Raw genomic sequence first — 17,062 nt, forward strand, 5'->3', positions numbered from 1 at the left:
GCCTGTCGCAACATTCGCCATTAGTCCAAGTCAGAATTTGCATGATCGGAATGTCCATTATCGAAAGGAGCGTCATATGGCCCAACGGCGCGTCGAGGCCGTCGAGCGAGCACTGACTCTGCTCGAGGCGTTCTCCCAGGAGCGGCGAGAGTTTTCACTGACCGAGCTGGCCAATGCCACCGGGTTTTACAAGAGCACCATCCTGCGACTGATGTCGTCGCTGGAACACTTCGGCTATGTCACTCGTGACGAGCGCGGCATCTATCGGGTCGGTCCGGCGGTGTCGCGCCTGGCCCCGCTGGCGGGGGACGGGCCACAGCTCGAGAACCTGGTGCGGCCGATTCTGGAATCGTTGCGTGATGCCAGCGAGGAGACCGCCTCCTTCTATGTGCGTGACGGCGATCACCGCATCTGTCGGCTGCGCGAAAACGGTCGGCTGGAGGTGCGCCACCATCTCGAGGAAGGCGTAAGACTGCCGCTGGGGCGCGGCGCGGCAGGTCGGGTGCTCAATTACGAGACCCCGCGGGGCCAGGTCGCGGTATCGAGCGGCGAGCGCCAGGCCGGCCTGTCGGCGGCGGCGATCGGTATCTACAACGGCGAGGGCGAGTTGATGGGCGCCTTGGCGCTATCCGGTCCCAGCGAGCGGTTCACGACGGCGGTCAAGGATCGCCATACGCCTTTGCTGATCCAGTACGCGCCCCGTCTCGAGCGGCAATGGCCCCGTGCACTACGTGCCAGCTGACGCTCGCTGCATCGCCAGTCCGTGAGAAAAGCCTACAAGACTCGACAGGAGCCGGCGGTGGATCGGGAGAGCGCCAGAACAACGGCCGGCTCGCTGGCGAGCCGGCCGTTTTCGATTGCCGACCTTACTGGATCAGGCCGACCTCTCTGGAGATCGTTTCGATATCGGCGATCTGCTGGTGGACATAATCCTTGAAGGCATCACCACTGCGATCGAACGGAATCAACCCGTTCTGCTTCATGACATCCTTCCATTCCTGACTTTCATAGACCTTGTGCAGGGCATCTTCCCACCAGGCAACGTCTTCGTCGGAGAGCTTCGGTGGCAGGTAGAATCCGCGCCAGTTGATGCCCTCGACATCCACGCCCTGTTCCTTGGCAGTGGGGAATTCGCTGAGGGCGCCGGGCAGGCGGCCATCGGCGAGAACCGCCAGGACGCGTAAATCGCCGGATTCGACGAAGCCGAGAATCTCCGAGGCGTCGCCGGAGAAGGCGTCGATATGGCCGCCGACGACCTGCGTCATCGCCTCGCCGCCGCCGTCGAACGGCAGATACTTGATCTTGTTCAACGGTTTGATGCCGTCGGCGCGAGCCATCATCAAAACCTTGAGATGGTCCCATCCGCCGCTGGCGCTGCCGCCGGCGAAACTGACGCTGGAAGGCTTCTTCTCCATCGCGTCCAGCAAGTCCTCGAGGGTCTGGTAGGGTGAGTCCTTGCTTACCGCGATCACCCCGTAGTCAGCGCCGACGGTGCCGGCCCAGTTGACCATGTCGGCGTTCATGCCGGGGAACTGATGCTGGGCCAGGCGAGTGGTGGTCGAGGTAGACGCCGAAACGATGACGTCGTTCTGGCCGGCGCGCTTGGTCACCACGTGGGAGAACGCGACCCCACCGCTGGCCCCCGGCATGTTGGTGGTCTGGACGCTGCCGTCGATGGCGCCGATTTCACTCAGCACCTGCCCCACGCTGCGACAGGTGAAATCCCAGCCGCCGCCGGGATTGGCGGGTGCGATACAGTCGATCTTGCCGCTCGGACCGGCCGCCTGGGCCGACAGGGACAGCGTTGCCAACGCGAGCGCGGCGCAGAGTGCGGATGGCTTCAAGGACAGCAATTTCATGGCGTCTCCATTATTCTCTTTTGTAGAACCTGTTTCGACAGTGAAAATTATTCCGACGCGGGAACGGGGTCAATCTCGAAGCCCTGAATTGCGACTAAAGAATACTGTCAGAAGCTATAATGTTCTTTCAGATAGAACTTTTCAGCCCAGCGAGACGTCCGTCAGTCACGGAGACGGCGAAGCGGGACAGGCGATAGTCGACGGCGATAAAGGCGAGCCCAGGTTTTATCTCCGCGAAGGAAGCGTCAAACTAGCCTGGCGTGTAGCCGTGGTCGGAAGAGCTGGCGCTCGCTCGGTGTTTTGATGAGAACGCTGGGTCATCCCTTTTTCAGCGAAACGGTGTTTTATGGCGTTACGACAATCGATCCGTATCAACAAGTACATCAGCGAAAGCGGGATGTGCTCTCGTCGGGAAGCCGATCGCTTCGTGGAGCAGGGCAACGTGTGGATCAACGGTCGCCGAGCGACGACCGGTGACCAGGTAGTGGCGGGGGATCGGGTCAAGGTCAACGGCCAGGATATCGAGCCTCAGGAAGAGGAGGATCTGATCCTGATCGCGCTGAATAAGCCGGTGGGCATCGTCAGCACCACCGAGTCCAGCGAGAAGGACAATATCGTCGAGTTCGTCAAGCATGGCGCGCGTATCTTCCCCATCGGCCGGCTCGACAAGGACTCCCAGGGGCTGATCTTCCTGACCAACAACGGCGATCTGGTCAACAAGATCCTGCGCGCCAACAATCATCACGAGAAAGAGTATCAGGTGACGGTCAACAAGCCGGTCACCGATGAATTCGTCGACGGGATGCAACGTGGCGTGCCGATTCTGGGCAAGGTGACGAAGCGTTGTCAGGTACAGAAAGAATCGACGTTCGTGTTCACCATCACGCTGGTCCAGGGTCTCAACCGCCAGATACGCAGGATGTGTGAATACTTCGGCTACGAAGTCACTCAGTTGGTGCGTACTCGAATAATGAATGTCTCGCTCAAGGGCTTGGCGCTGGGTGACTGGCGCGATCTCACCCCAAAAGAGATTGATACGATTATCGCGTTGACGGAAAGTTCTGACGCCGCGCCGGAGAAGAGGCGGCCCGCCAAGCCCGACGCCGGTTCTCGCTCGGGTGCCGGCAAGACAAAATCGCCGGCATCCAAAAACCGTCAGAAATCGGCGCAACCTGGTGCCAGAACCGGTGCAAAAGCGAATTCAGGGGCAGGGGCCAAAACCGGCGGCAAAGCCGCCGCATCCAAGCCCCATCCCAGAGGCAAGAACGCCGCCAACGGCAAAGGGCGGCCCGGCCCCAAGAACGGTGCTGCGGGCAAGCCACATCCCAAAGCCAAAGCGTCCAGCGCGGGGAAACCTGGCGCGAAAGGCAAGGCGAGCGCCAAACCCGCCGGCAAGAACCGTTCAGGCAAGCCGGGCCCCGGCAGTCGTGCCAGGAACGCGCCTTCCAAGAAGCGTTAGGAAACGATTCCGTTAGGACCCGCCAGGCGATGGTTTTAACTAATGGCTTTCACGCCAGCCTTGGCGACCTGTACGTCCTGATCCGGCTTGACCCCGGAAACGCCGACACTGCCGATCACGTGGCCATCGTGAATCACCGGAACCCCACCAGCCAACAGCGCCGTCATCGGGGCGGTCACGAAGGCGGTGCGCCCATTATTGATCATATCCTCGAAGACCTGGGTTTCCTTGCGCCCGGTCGCCGCGTTACGTGCCTTTTCGGTCGCCACGCCGGCGCTGAACGGCGCGGCGCCATTCATGCGGCGCAGGCCGAGCAGGTGGCCGCCGTCATCGGCGACGGCGATGGTGACTGCCCAGCCCTGAGCTTCGGCTTCGGTCTGCGCGGCATCCAGAATGGCATTGACGTCGTTGAGTTCGAGTGCGGATCTAGTGAGCATCGGTCGTCCTTTCGAGAGAGTGCGTAGAGAGAGTACGTAGAGAGCGTACGTAGAAAGAGTACGCGTTGCGGGCTACCGAAAGCCGGTCGCCCTTGAGTCAGCTTGGTCTTAGGTCAGTCCGTCTTGAATCACTGGTCTCCAGGCATTCATCCACCAGTTCGATCCAGTGACGGACCGGTGTCCGACCGGCGCCGTTGAGATGGCTCTGGCAGCCGATATTGGCGGTGACGATGGTGTCCGGCGCCTGCGCTTCCAGTGCGTCCATCTTGTTGTCGCGCAGCCGCTTGGCCAAAGTCGGTTGGGTGATCGAATAGGTCCCGGCGGAGCCGCAGCAGAGATGGCCATCCTGCACCGGCGCCAGCGCGAATCCCAGCCGTGTGAGTACGGTTTCGACGGCACCGCCCAGTTTCTGCGCATGCTGAAGCGTGCACGGGCAGTGAAACGCCAGCCGCGCTGACGGATGCCGTTCTCCCAGCGCTTCCAGGTCCTCTTCCCGCAGGATCTCGACCAGATCCTTGGCCAGCTCGCTGACACGTCTGGCCTTGGTGGCGTACTCGGGGTCGTCGGCCAGCATTTCGCCATACTCCTTGACGAAGGCGCCACAGCCGCTGGCGGTCTGGACGATCGCTTCCACGCTGGCGGTACCCGCCTCACCCGTGCTCTCGATCAGCGACCACCAGGCATCGATATTGGCGCGCATGCGCTCGCGCCCGACGTCCTGGGCATTGAGATGAAAATCGATGGCGCCACAGCAGCCGGCTTCCCGGGCCGGCTTGACGCCGATACCCAGCCGGTCGAGCACCCGCGCCGTGGCGTCGTTGGTGTTTGGCGCCAGTCCCGGCTGCACGCAGCCTTCCAGGATCAGCATCTGGCGGGCGTGGCGGGCAGGGTCGGGGCGTTGGTGGCGAAGAGGTTGCCGCGGCGGCTGGCGGGCCGGAATCTTGTCGCGCAGATCGTGCGGCGCCAGCGGGCGAAACGTCTGGCCCAGGGCCAGCAGGGCCTGGAAGCGTTTGGGTTCGACCAGCGCCGTGCGCAGGCCCAGGCGCAGGGCGCGCTCGCCGGGCCGGCGGCCGACCCGGCGGTCGATTTCGGCACGCCCGATATCCAGCAGCTTGTGATATTCGACGCCGGAGGGGCAGGTGGTCTCGCAGCTGCGACAGCTCAGGCAGCGGTCCAGGTGCAACTGCGTCTCCTGGGTGACCTGTTCGTCGCCGTCTTCGCTCTCCAGCAGCTCCTTGATCAGGTAGATGCGCCCGCGCGGGCCGTCGCGCTCGTCACCTAGCAGTTGATAGGTCGGGCAGGTCGCGTTGCAGAAGCCGCAATGCACGCAGGTGCGCAGAATGCGATCGGCCTCGACGATATGCGGCTTCGTGCGGGCGGCTTCGGAGAAATGGGTCTGCATGGGGTAAAGGTCTCCTCACCACTCGGCGTAAAGCCGACCGGGGTTGAAAATCGCCTGGGGGTCGAGTCGGTTCTTGAGCTGGCGGTGATATTTGGCCAGGACCGGTGCCAGCGGCGTGAAAGGCGAATCGCCGCTGGCGCCGGGGGTGAATCGTGTGGCGTGACCGCCGGCGGCGATGGCGGCCTCGTGGATGTGGATGTCGGCCCGCGGGTCGCCCTCGACGCCGCTTCCCTCGGCACTTTTCAGCCAGCGCTGGGCGCCGCCCCAATCGACGAGCCAGTCGCCCTCGAGCGAAGGCATACGGGCCAGCGCCGGCAGCGACAGACGCCACAGGGTACGCTCGGCAACGGTATCGGCAGCGTCATCGACAGCGTCATCGAAGAAGGGCAGCCGCTGCTCGCGTAGCTGCTCCCAGAACAGCGGCTCTTCCGGTTCACCGCCAAGGCGCTGACGCGTGGCCGATACCGACCCTTCACCGCCTTCGAGGCGCACGTGCAGTGCCGTTCCATCGTGGGCGGCGCCGGTGATCGGCAAGGGTTCTCGACCCCAGGCCGTCAACCGATCAAGCGCTTCGGCCAGCGGCAGTTCGAGTCGCAGACAGGCGTGCGCCTGGGGGATGGGCAGCACCTTGAACGAGATCTCGGTCAGCACGCCGAGCGTGCCCTGGGCGCCGACCATCAATCGCGAGAGATCGTAGCCGGCAACATTCTTCATCACCTCGCCGCCGAAGCGCAGCAGCTTGCCATCAAAGGTAATGACGCGAACGCCGAGCACGAAATCGCGTACGGCACCGACCCACGGGCGACGGGGGCCGGAAAGCCCGGCCGCGACCATGCCACCCACCGTGGCGTTGTCACCGAAGTGCGGCGGTTCGAAGGCGAGGCGCTGGCCGTTGTCGGCGAGCACCCGTTCGAGATCGCGAAGCCGAGTGCCGGCGCGCACGGTCGCCACCAGCTCCACCGGATCGTAATGCACGATGCCGTGGTGGCCGGTGGTGGAGAGCGACTGCGCGGCATCGACCTGGCGACCGTAGAACGCCTTGGTGTCACCGCCGACGATTCGCAGCGTGGCTCGCTCGGCCTGGGCGCGCGCGACCTGCTCACAGAGCGCCTCGCTATCGTCGTTGCCCGCCAGCGCATCCGGCCCGGGTTCGTCCGCCGAGGTGTATTCCGGCCGCTGATCCTGCAGATGAGTCATGGGCGTGATTCCTGTTTCTGAAGCGGCGTGGCGCTATGCCTCGTATCAGAGCTTAAAATCTGGGCAGCTCGGGATGCGGCAGCTCACCGTGATGCACGTGCATGGCACCGAATTCGGCGCAGCGGGCCAGCGTCGGAATGTTTTTGCCGGGATTGAGCAGGCGGCGCTCGTCGAAGGCGGACTTCACCGCATGAAACAGGGTGATCTCGTCGGCGGCGAACTGGGTGCACATCTGGTTGAGCTTTTCGCGGCCGACGCCGTGCTCGCCGGTAATGGTGCCTCCCGCCTCGACGCACAGCTCGAGAATCCTGCCGCCGAGTGCCTCCGTGGCTTCGAGCTCGCCCGGCTGGTTGGCGTCGAACAGGATCAGCGGGTGAAGATTGCCATCGCCGGCGTGGAAGACGTTGGCGACCCGCAGTCCGTAATGCGCGGACAGTTCGTTGATGCCCTTGAGCACGCGCGGCAGTTCGCGCCGGGGAATGGTGCCGTCGATGCAGTAATAGTCCGGCGACATCCGGCCCACGGCGGGGAAGGCGGCCTTGCGTCCGGCCCAGAACAGCTGGCGTTCGGCATCGTCGCGGGCGAGCTGGATCTGGGTCGCGCCGGCGGCGTTGAGCAGCTCGCGAACCCGCTCGCAGTCGGCCTGCACGTCGACTTCGACGCCGTCCAGTTCGCACAGCAGAATCGCCTGGGCGTCGACCGGGTAGCCGGCGTGAACGAAATCTTCGGCGGCGCGAATTGCCAGGTTGTCCATCATCTCGAGGCCACCGGGAATGCAGCCGGCGGCGATGATGTCCCCGACTGCTCTGGCGGCCAGCTCGACGTCGTCGAAGCAGGCCATCAGCACCTTGGCCACTTCCGGTTTGGGCAGCAGCCGCACCGTGACCTCGGTGATCACCCCGAGCATCCCCTCCGAGCCCATGAACAGCGCCAGCAGGTCGTAGCCGGGAGTATCCAGCGACTCGCCGCCGAGGGTCATGCGCTCGCCCTCGATGGTGACGATCTCCACGCTCAGCACGTTATGGACGGTGAGGCCGTACTTCAGGCAGTGCACGCCACCGGCGTTCTCGGCGACATTGCCGCCGATCGAACAGGCGATCTGCGAGGACGGGTCGGGGGCGTAGTAGAGCCCGTAGGGGGCGGCCGCTTCGCTGATCGCCAGGTTGCGCACGCCGGGCTGAACGCGGGCGATGCGGGCATCGGCATCGACGCTCAGGATCTTGTTGAAGCGGGACATCACCAGCAGCACGCCTTTTTCCAGCGGCAGCGCACCGCCGGAGAGGCCGGTACCGGCGCCGCGCGTCACCACCGGCACGTGATGTTCGTAGCAGACCCGCATCAACGCCTCGACCTCGGCCAGCGTCGTGGGCATGGCCACCAGCATGGGCAGCACTCGATAGGCCGACAGCCCGTCGCATTCGAACGGGCGCAGATCTTCCTCGCGACCGAGCAGTGTCAACTGGGGGGCGACTGCCAGGATGGCCGCCATCAGCGCCGACTTGTCGACGTCGGCGATATCGCCATCGATGCGTTCGTCGTAAAGCAGTTCCATGACTTCTCCTGGAGCCGGTCGGCGGCAGGTACGGTTCGAAAGAATGGCGTTTGTGGAAGGGCTTTCCACATTGGCGATGCGATCATTCTGTGGAAGGCCGTCGTCGGGGGCTATTAGCCAAAAGCCCAACGAACGGATAAAGGGTCAGATCACGGGGCGATAAAGGTGTCGCGACGAGAGAGCGACTCCCGGCGGTGCCGGGAGTCGTGGGGAGCGGCGAGTCGGTGGCGATTCGCCGCCTTGTTCATTTTGGTTCTGTCTGTACGCGGTCAGCCGCCCATGAGGGGGTCTTCGAAGCCGAACACGTAGAACGCCAGCAGCCCGATGGTCCCCGCGAACAGGCAGTAGTAGATCGTCGGCAGGATCGTCTTGCGCAGCGTCGTACCCTCGCGACCCAGCAGCCCGACGGTGGCCGAGGCCGCCACCACGTTGTGGATCGCGATCATGTTGCCGGCGGCGGCGCCCACCGCCTGCAGCGAGATCATCATCGCAGTGGAGACGCCGAGCACTTCGGCGACATTGAACTGGAACGCCGCCAGCATCAGATTGGAGACGGTGTTGGAGCCGGCAATGAACGCACCGAGCGCGCCGACGGCCGGGGCGAACAGCGGGTAGATCTGGCCCACGCCATCGGCGACCAGCTGGGCCATGGCGACAGGCATCGAGACCAGGTCGGACTCGTTGACACCGGAGTTGATCAGGATCCGCACCATCGGAATCGTGAACAGCAGCACGAAACCGGCGCCGAAGATGGTCTTGGAGGACTCGGCAAAAGCGGCCTTGACCTGCGGGGCGCGCATGCGATGCAGGAAGATCGTGCAGATGACGGCGATCAGGATGATGCCGCCGGGCAGATACAGCCATTCGACGCTACCGGAGACGCCCTGTTCGCCCAGAATATTGCTCCAACCGGTACTGATCGACGACAGCCCCGCCTTGACCGAGGGGATGGTGCGCGAGATCACCAGCAGGATGGCGACGATGACGTAGGGCATCCAGCCGCGAAGAGTCGACATCGGCGCGCGGCCGGCGACATCGTCGACCTTGATCTCGATAGTGCCGATCCATTCTGCAGGCCATTTCGAGCGTTCCGGGAAGTCCCAGGTGTCCTTGGGCAGCAGGAAGCCCTTGCGCGCCGCCGGGACCACGATTGCGAGCCCGATCAGGCCGCCCAGCAGCGACGGGAATTCAGGCCCCAGAAATACGCCAACCAGCATCGAGGGCACCACGAAGCTGACGCCGACGAACAGCGCGAACGGCGTGATCGACAAGCCTTCGGTCCAGGAACGATTCTCGCCGAAGAAACGCACCATTACGATGACCAGAATCAGCGGCATGAACACCCCGATGATGCCGTGAGTAATGACGACTTCAGAGGTGATCAGGCGGAAATAGGTTTCCCAGGTCGAGCCGTTGGTGGTGAGCTGATCGGCAATCGCTACCTGATTCACGCCACCGGTGACACCGACCACGATCGGGGTGCCGACGGCGCCGAACGACACCGGCGTCGACTGCAGCATCATGCCGACGACCACGGCAGCCAGCGCCGGAAAGCCCAACGCCACCATCAGCGGGGCGGCCACGGCGGCCGGCGTACCGAAGCCGGAAGCGCCCTCGATGAAGCAGCCGAACAGCCAGGCGACGATCAGCGCCTGGACGCGTCGATCAGGGCTGATCCCGGAGAAACCGTTGCGGATCGCCATGATGCCGCCCGAGTGTTTCAGCGTGTTGAGCAGCAGGATCGCGCCGAAGATGATCCACAGCAGCGATACGGTCATGATCAGCCCCTGCAGCGTCGAGGCCAGCACGCGAGTCCCGGTCATGTCCCAGGCCAGCAGGGCGATCAGTACCGCGACGACGAACACGATCGGCATCGCCGTACGCGCCGCCATGCGGAAGCCGATCAGCAGAACCCCCGCCAGCACCAGCGGCAGGAAGGCGAGCAGAGAGAGCAGCGTTTGATCCATATCGAAAGCCCCTGTGTCGTTATTATCAGCTTCGTTTATCGCCAGGATGGCATCGCCGAGCAGCGACGAAACGCTCGATCCGCTCCGGTAGCCGGCGCAGCGATTGACTCGGAAGATAACCACAGGCGGTCTCCCTGCCAATCGTGGTCATCGGGTCTGACCTTTAGGCGGAGAGACCTGCAAGCGCTTTCCAAGTCATTGATCGGTAAAGGGTTGGAAACCTGTTGCAGGGGTGGAAACGGGAGCGGTTGGCGTTGGCGTTGCGACTAATGGACATCGCCGCCTCACCGGGAGGGTGAGGCGGCGATGATGTCGAGGCGGCGATGATGTCGAGGCAAGAAAAGACTGGCGACGGGTTCCGGGGAAACAGCCCGGCGCCAGAGCCGTCAGCCGGTGGCGAGCACACCGGTCTCGGCTTCGACCTGCTCGGTGGACATCAACTCGAGCGTCACAGGAATCGACTTGCCGGCGATGGTGTTGCTCTGCCGGTCCCGATTGGCCAGCGGAATCAGATCGTTGACTTCAGGGTAGTAGGCGCCGAGACAGTTCTCCGGCAGGTCGTAGGCGATGATCTTGAAGCCCGAGACCTGACGTTCAATGCCGTCGTCGCTCACCGCTCTCAAGGTGACCCGGTTGCCGGCTTCGAAACCGTGCTTCTCGATGTCGGCGGGGTTCATCATCAGCACCATGCGGGTGCCGTAGATATCCCGATAGCGGTCGTCATAGGAGTAGACCGTGGTATTGAACTGATCGTGCCCGCGGATCGACAGCAGCTGAAAATGGGCCGCGCCCGGTTCGGACGCATCTTCGGTGAGATGGTCGTCGGGAAACAGGAAGTTGGCCTTGCCGGAGTCGGTGTTCCAGATCCGATCGCGGGCGGCGATATCAAGATGAAATACACCCTTCGCTGCCAGACGTTGATTGAAATCGTAAAAGGTGTCCGGCTGCGTCGCCTCGATCTTGTCGCGGATGCGCGCGTAATCCTCGGCGAGCCACTCCCAGTCGACCTTGGCGTTGGGCGCCAAGGTCGACTTGCCGAGCCCGGCGACGATGGCGATCTCCGAGCGCAGATGCTCTGACGCCGGCTCCAGCGCGCCCTTGGAGCCCTGCACGTTGCACATGCCGTCTTCGATGGTGATGGTCTGCTCGACACCGGCCTGAACGTCCTTCTCGGTACGCGCCAGCGCCGGCAGCAGATAGGCCGCCTTGCCGTGAATCAGATGGCTGCGATTGAGCTTGGTGGCGATCTGGACGGTGAGCGGTATGTCGCCGACGTGGGCGGCGACGCGGGCCTGATCGGCGATCGCGCGGAAGAAGTTGCCGCCCATGCCGAGAAACGCATCGACTTCGTCACGCAGGATCGCTTCGCAGCAGAGCGACACGTCGTGACCGTGCTCGCGCAGACATTCGATCCCGAACACCTCGTCCATCTTCGACAGGAACGCCTCGCCGGACTTGTGGAAGATCCCCACGGTGCGATCGCCCTGGACGTTGGAGTGGCCGCGAACCGGGCAGGCGCCGGCGCCACGCCGACCGATATGACCACCCATCAGCAGCAGATTGAGAATCTGGTGGACGTTGTCGCCGCCGCGAATGTGCTGGGTGATGCCCATGCCCCAGCAGCAGATCACGCGCTCGGCCCGCATCCAGGCGCGGGCGGCTTCCTCGATCGCCGCCCGTTCGAGACCGCTGTGACGCTCGATGCGCTCCCAGGGCAGGCTACGGCAATGGTCGGCAAACGCGCTGAAGCCGTCGGTATGCATCGCGATGAAGTCGTGATCGATGACACCCTTGGCGCCGCTGGCTAGCGCCTCGTCATCGACCTCGACGATGTGCTTGCACATGCCCTGAATTGCGGCGATGTCGCCGCCGATGCGCACCTGATGATACTGCGAGCTGATCGGCACGCCGTGGTTGGTCAACATGTCCTTCGGCGTCTGCGGGTTGGCGAACTTGACCAGAGCCCGCTCGCGCAATGGGTTGAAGGTGATCACCTCGGCGCCACGCAGGCGGGCCTCGTGCAGCAGCCCCATCATCCGCGGGCTGTTGGTTCCGGCATTCTGGCCGAACAGGAAGATGCAGTCGGTATGTTCGAAATCGTCCAGTACCGTGGTCGCCTTGCCGACGCCGATGCTCTGGGGCAGCGCCACAGTGGTGGTCTCGTGGCACATGTTGGAGCAGTCGGGAAAGTTGTGCGTGCCGAGCATGCGACCGTACAGCTGCCACAGGAACGCCGCTTCGTTGGAGGTGCGACCCGAGGTGTAGAGTTCGACGCGTTTGGGGTCGAAGGACTTCACCCGCTCGCCAATCTCGCGAAAGGCGGTCTCCCAGTCGATCGGATCGTACTTGTCGGTCGCCGGGTTGTAGCGCAGCGGATGCGTCAGCCGGCCCTGCTTCTCCAGGGCGTGATCCGACCAGCCGTGCAGCTCGGAAACAGTGTGCTTGGCGAAGAATTCCGGCGTGGTCCGCGCGGCCGTTGCCTCCCAGGCCACCGCCTTGGCGCCGTTTTCGCAGAACTCCGCCGGGCCGGGTTTTTCCGGATTGGGCCAGGCGCAGCTGGGGCATTCGAAGCCGCCCTCGGGGTGGTTGATCTTGAACATCAGCCCGTTGCCCTTGAACGGCACCTTCTCGCGCAGGAAATGCGATTCGGTGGCCTGAATCGACTGCCAGCCACCGCCCGGCGCATCGTGTTTGCCCTGCTTGCCATGCAACTCGTCGTCCTTGAGTCGGCGTACCATGATCTACTCCTTCGTGACCGATCTGAGGTGGTAAACCCGCCGTGCTCCTGTCTGAAAAGTCCTGCCTGAAAAGGTGACTCGCAGGCTCACGGTATGACTGCTATCCGTAACAGTATGGCAACGATTTCCGATCTTCGCCGACGCGATGTGGATCGTCAGCGCGTGTTCCGGGTTTGACGGCTTACTCTCCCTTGGACATGCTGCGACCACTGCAGCGTGATAACTGTATCTGACGAGGAGTGTGACATGGGCCGCAAGATGTTCGATCTGTGCGGGCGCGACGAGCGTCTGCGATTCTCTCCCTACTGCTGGCGGGTCAAGTTTGCGCTGGCGCATAAAGGGCTCGATTGCGAATTCGTCCCGTGGAAGTTCACCGACAAGGAGGCGATCGCCTTCTCCGACCAGTCCAAAGTGCCGGTACTGGTCGATGGCGACCAGAGTGTCGTCGACAGCTACGAGATATTCCGCTACCTCGATCGCGTCTATCCCGACAAGCCGCTGCTGGGCGACGGGCCTGCCGCGGAGCGCGCGCGGTTCTTCAAGTTCTACGCCGAGCGTTCGCTGGCGCCGGGCGTGATGCGCACCATTCTGATGGACGTTTTCAACGCCGTGCATCCCGACGACCGCGAGTATTTCCGCACCACGCGTGAAAAGGCGTTCGGGCGCACGCTCGAGGAGATGCATTCGCCGAGTCAGGGACTGTCGATGCTCGACAAGGCCCTGGAGCCGATGCGTGGCCGGCTGGAGGAATCGCCATTCCTGGAGGGCGACGAGGCTGGCGCATCGGATTACCTGGTGGTGGGCGCGTTCATGTGGGCCCGGGTCGCCTCCGCTGCCGATCTGATCTCCAACGCCGACCCGGTCTACGCCTGGTTCCAGCGGATGCTGGATCTGCATGGCGGCATCGGCCGTAACGCCACGCGGATCGTCGATATCGACGGCGGCTATGCCAACTGATCGCGAGCTTTAGCCGGTTGCGCAGGGTTTTTTGGCCCGGCGGGCAGGGGAGGGTTGGACTCACAGCGAAGAGGCTTTTGAACGGCGCGGGGCGATGTCGGAAGACGCCGCCTCGCGCAAAGCCTATCCTGACAGCATCCGGCTTATCGCCGGGCGTCACGACAGGAGCCTGTGATGATCGATCTCTACTACTGGACGACCCCCAACGGTCACAAGATCACGCTTTTTCTCGAGGAAGCGGGTCTCGATTACCGTATTTATCCGGTCAATATCGGCAAGGGTGAGCAGTTCGCGCCTGAGTTTCTCGAGATCGCCCCCAACAACCGCATTCCCGCTATCGTCGATCGTGCACCGGCCGACGGTGGTCAGCCGCTATCGCTGTTCGAGTCCGGCGCGATACTCGAATATCTGGCCGACAAGAGCGGCAAGTTTCTGCCCAAGAGCGGGCGCCAGCGTTATCGCGTGCTGCAGTGGCTCAACTGGCAGATGGGCGGGCTGGGGCCGATGGCGGGCCAGAACCATCACTTCCGTCACTATGCGCCGAAGAAGATCGATTACGCCATCGAGCGGTACATGAATGAGACCTCGCGGCTCTACCGCGTCCTCGACAAGCAGCTCGACGCCAACGATTACGTCGCCGGCGACGACTACTCCATCGCCGATATGGCGATCTGGCCGTGGATCAAGCCGTTCGAGAAGCAGGGTCAGGATCTGGAGGATTACCCCAGCCTGCAGCGCTGGTTCGAGCAGGTCGGCAACCGCGAGGCGGTCAGAACCGCCTACGCCAAGGCGGAAGAGATCAACCCGCAGAACAATGTGGAAATGACCGACGAGGCGCGCAAACACCTGTTCGGGCGCCAGTAGCGCCGACGCCAGATTTGGCAACGTCGACGACAACCCCGGCCTTGGCCGGGGTTGTCGTTTTGCGGTCTAGCCGGCAAAAAATTCCCGGACCTGGCGAAACGCGGTCGAGAAATAGAGCTCGTAGGTGTCCTTCTCGACGAAGCCGATATGCGGTGTGGCCAGCACGCGGGGGTGGGCCTGGTAAGCGTTGGCACCGTCGGGTTCATTCTCGTAGACATCCAGCGCTGCCGCTCCCGGGCGGCCGGCGTCGAGGGCATCGAGCAGCGCACCGGGTCGGATCAGCTCGGCCCGGCTGGTATTGACCAGCAGCGCGTCGGCGCGCATGGCGGCAAGGTCCGCCGGCGTGATCATGCCGCGAGTGTCATCGCTGAGCTTGAGATGCAGGGTGATCACATCGCAGCGGGCGAGGAAGGCGTGTCGATCGGGCTCGAATTCGATCCCTAGTTCGAAGGCGCGCCCGGCGCTGCTTTCCCGACCATGCGCGACGACGTTCATGCCGAAAGCCTGGGCGTAACCGGCGATCAGACTGCCGATCTTGCCCAGGCCCCAGATACCCAGCATGCGCCCATGCACGGCATGGCCCAGCGATTCCGCTTCGAGACGCTCGTTGGTGCGCTGCCAGTCGCCCTCGGCCTGTCGGGTGAGATAGCCGCCCAGCCGCCGACAGCCGGCCATAATCAGCAGCCAGCTGAGCTCCGCCGGGGCGATCGGCGAACCGCCGCCGTCGCGAACGGCGATGCCCAGTTCCTCGCAGGCCTCGACGTCGATGGCCGAGGAGAGACGCCCGGTCTGGACCACCAGCTTGAGGTCCGGCAGCTGCGCCAGCAGTTCGCGGGTCAACGAGGTGCGTTCGCGGATCAGGATGATGGCGTCGCTCTCCGCCAGGCGCGCGGGCAGCGCCTCGTCTTCGAGATGTCGATGTTCGATGTCCAGGCGCACATCGCTGCCGTCTAGCTCGTGAGCGGCGTCGAGAAAGGCACAGCATCCCTGATAGTCGTCCAAGACCGTAACCGTTATCGACATGACAGCTCCTCGAGATGATGGCGTTTGCGCATTGTTGGCACTTTCGTCATCGGCTGTCGAGTCGCTTTCACCGTCTTCGATTGCCGGTTTTCGGTTCAGCTCTCTTCCCGCTCCAGGAACTTGCGTACCCGCTCGGTACTGGGGTTGGTGAAGAACGTCTCCGGGTCGGCCTGCTCGATGATCAGCCCCTTGTCCAGAAACACGACCTTGTCGGAAACCGCGCGGGAGAACGCCATCTCGTGGGTGACGACGATCATGGTGTATCCCTCGGCGGAGAGATCCTTGATCACCGCCAGCACCTCGCCGACCAGTTCCGGATCGAGTGCCGACGTCGGCTCGTCGAACAGCATCACTTCCGGCTGCATCGCCAGCGCCCGGGCGATCGCCACGCGCTGCTTCTGGCCGCCGGAGAGGGTGCCGGGATAGGCATCGGCCTTGGCCGACATGCCGACCTTTTCCAGCAGTTCGCGAGCGTGAGCTTCGGCCTCGGCTTTCGATTTACCCAGCACGTGGATCGGCGCTTCGGTGACGTTGTGCAGCACGTTGAGATGCGGCCAAAGGTTGAAGCTCTGGAAGACCATGCCGGTACGGGCGCGAACCCTGGCCAGCTCGCGAACCGGCATGGGACGCCCGGCATCGTTGACGCCGATGCGCTGGCCGCCGATGTGGATGCTGCCGCGGTCGGGCTGCTCCAGCCAGTTGATGCAGCGCAACAGCGTCGATTTACCGGAGCCGGAGGAGCCCAGGATCGTCACCACGTCGCCCTCGCGCACCTCCAGATCCACGTCGCGCAGGACCTCGACGCCGTCGAAACTCTTTGAGAGATGGCGGATCGAGACTGCGGCTCGCTCGCTGCGGGCTGCGCCGGTCGCGGTTTGTTCAGACCTGACTCTTTCGGATGTGTTCTTCTCAAACATTATCGAATCCCCGTTTGGCGCTGAAACGGCCGCACTGTTTGACGATGATCTCCATGACCACGCTGACCGCCCAGTAGAAGCCGATGACCACGATGAAGGCCTCGGTGGGAATGAAATAGGTTCCCGACAGGCTGTTGGCGGCGGCGGTGAGCTCTCGCACGGTGATGATCACCAGAAAGGCGGTGTCCTTGAGCGCGTAGATCAGCTGGTTGCCCAGCAGCGGCCGGGTCTGCATCACGATCTGGGGCAGAATCAGGCGGAAGAACATCTTGCCCTTGGTGAAGCCGTGGGCCTTGGCGGCTTCGACCTGACCGGGCGGAAAGGTCAGCCGCGCGCCGCGGAATATCTCGGCGAAGTAGCAGCCGTGGTAGACCGCCAGTGCCCCGACGCCGGACCACCAGGCATCGAGGCGAATATCGAACGCCGGCAGGCCGTAGTAGAGCAGATAGGCCAGGATCAGAAACGGCAGCATCCGCATGCCGTCGATGAATACCCGCAGCGGCACGGTCAGGCGAGGGCGGCTGCCCTCCAGCAGATAGAGCATGCCGCAGCCGATCAGGAATGCAGCGCTGATCGACAGGCCGAAGATCTCCATCGTGCTGAAGAACCCGCTCCAGAACTGATCGCGAGCGCTCCACAGAATTTCCCAGTTACTCATGGCGCCTCCGCAGCGTTTCGTTCCACCGCTTC

Annotated in this window: 14 protein-coding genes; 4 read left to right on the forward strand and 10 right to left on the reverse strand. The window is 63.5% G+C overall.

Annotated elements, in window-relative coordinates; all coding sequences use genetic code 11:
- The first annotated feature begins 76 nt into the window (after nt 1-76).
- On the forward strand, nt 77-742 hold the full coding sequence (locus tag BTW08_RS03010; RefSeq protein ID WP_075561041.1) for a helix-turn-helix domain-containing protein: 666 nt from the start codon (nt 77-79) through the stop codon (nt 740-742).
- Nucleotides 743-866: 124 nt separating this feature from the next.
- Here BTW08_RS03010 and BTW08_RS03015 read toward each other — a convergent pair whose 3' ends face one another.
- Complete coding sequence (locus BTW08_RS03015; protein ID WP_075561042.1) at nt 867-1,859, reverse strand: tripartite tricarboxylate transporter substrate binding protein; 993 nt, start codon at nt 1,857-1,859, stop codon at nt 867-869.
- A gap of 346 nt (nt 1,860-2,205) precedes the next feature.
- On the opposite strand from BTW08_RS03015, the gene rluF reads away from it, so the two are divergent.
- Nucleotides 2,206-3,318, forward strand: a complete 1,113-nt coding sequence (rluF, locus tag BTW08_RS03020) for a 23S rRNA pseudouridine(2604) synthase RluF (RefSeq protein WP_075561043.1) — start codon at nt 2,206-2,208, stop codon at nt 3,316-3,318.
- Between the two features lie 35 nt (nt 3,319-3,353).
- Here rluF and BTW08_RS03025 read toward each other — a convergent pair whose 3' ends face one another.
- The 6 genes from BTW08_RS03025 to BTW08_RS03050 form a co-directional block, all read right to left on the reverse strand.
- Nucleotides 3,354-3,755 carry a heme-binding protein gene (locus tag BTW08_RS03025; protein WP_075561044.1) on the reverse strand — a complete coding sequence of 134 codons (402 nt, stop codon included), beginning with the start codon at nt 3,753-3,755 and terminating at the stop codon, nt 3,354-3,356.
- A 97-nt stretch (nt 3,756-3,852) separates the two neighbouring features.
- Nucleotides 3,853-5,157: a glycolate oxidase subunit GlcF gene (gene glcF, locus BTW08_RS03030; RefSeq protein ID WP_075561045.1), complete on the reverse strand. Its 1,305-nt coding sequence runs from the start codon at nt 5,155-5,157 to the stop codon at nt 3,853-3,855.
- 15 nt (nt 5,158-5,172) lie between these two features.
- Nucleotides 5,173-6,354, reverse strand: a complete 1,182-nt coding sequence (glcE, locus tag BTW08_RS03035) for a glycolate oxidase subunit GlcE (protein WP_075561046.1) — start codon at nt 6,352-6,354, stop codon at nt 5,173-5,175.
- 52 nt (nt 6,355-6,406) lie between these two features.
- Nucleotides 6,407-7,906 carry a glycolate oxidase subunit GlcD gene (gene glcD, locus BTW08_RS03040; RefSeq protein WP_075561047.1) on the reverse strand — a complete coding sequence of 500 codons (1,500 nt, stop codon included), beginning with the start codon at nt 7,904-7,906 and terminating at the stop codon, nt 6,407-6,409.
- 269 nt (nt 7,907-8,175) lie between these two features.
- The gene (locus BTW08_RS03045; RefSeq protein ID WP_075561151.1) at nt 8,176-9,873 is read right to left on the reverse strand and encodes an L-lactate permease; all 1,698 of its coding nucleotides are present in this window, start codon (nt 9,871-9,873) and stop codon (nt 8,176-8,178) included.
- Nucleotides 9,874-10,259: 386 nt separating this feature from the next.
- Complete coding sequence (locus BTW08_RS03050) at nt 10,260-12,611, reverse strand: FdhF/YdeP family oxidoreductase (RefSeq protein ID WP_075561048.1); 2,352 nt, start codon at nt 12,609-12,611, stop codon at nt 10,260-10,262.
- Between the two features lie 246 nt (nt 12,612-12,857).
- Here BTW08_RS03050 and BTW08_RS03055 point away from each other — a divergent pair, with 246 nt between their 5' ends.
- Together BTW08_RS03055 and BTW08_RS03060 are read left to right on the forward strand one after the other, a co-directional pair.
- A complete protein-coding gene (locus BTW08_RS03055) occupies nt 12,858-13,568 on the forward strand; it encodes a glutathione S-transferase N-terminal domain-containing protein (protein ID WP_075561049.1) in 711 nt (236 codons plus the stop codon).
- Between the two features lie 174 nt (nt 13,569-13,742).
- Nucleotides 13,743-14,432: a glutathione binding-like protein gene (locus BTW08_RS03060; protein WP_075561050.1), complete on the forward strand. Its 690-nt coding sequence runs from the start codon at nt 13,743-13,745 to the stop codon at nt 14,430-14,432.
- 66 nt (nt 14,433-14,498) lie between these two features.
- Here the strand turns inward: BTW08_RS03060 and BTW08_RS03065 are convergent, their stop codons facing one another.
- From BTW08_RS03065 to BTW08_RS03075, 3 genes are all read right to left on the reverse strand, one after another.
- Complete coding sequence (locus BTW08_RS03065; protein WP_246837626.1) at nt 14,499-15,455, reverse strand: D-2-hydroxyacid dehydrogenase family protein; 957 nt, start codon at nt 15,453-15,455, stop codon at nt 14,499-14,501.
- Between the two features lie 95 nt (nt 15,456-15,550).
- Nucleotides 15,551-16,372 carry an amino acid ABC transporter ATP-binding protein gene (locus BTW08_RS03070; protein WP_083627652.1) on the reverse strand — a complete coding sequence of 274 codons (822 nt, stop codon included), beginning with the start codon at nt 16,370-16,372 and terminating at the stop codon, nt 15,551-15,553.
- Complete coding sequence (locus BTW08_RS03075; protein WP_075561051.1) at nt 16,365-17,030, reverse strand: amino acid ABC transporter permease; 666 nt, start codon at nt 17,028-17,030, stop codon at nt 16,365-16,367. The genes BTW08_RS03070 and BTW08_RS03075 overlap by 8 nt, the downstream gene beginning before the upstream one ends.
- Nucleotides 17,031-17,062: the final 32 nt, after the last annotated feature.

It is taken from the genome of Salinicola sp. MH3R3-1, from assembly GCF_001937155.1.
GTDB lineage: Bacteria > Pseudomonadota > Gammaproteobacteria > Pseudomonadales > Halomonadaceae > Salinicola > Salinicola halophyticus.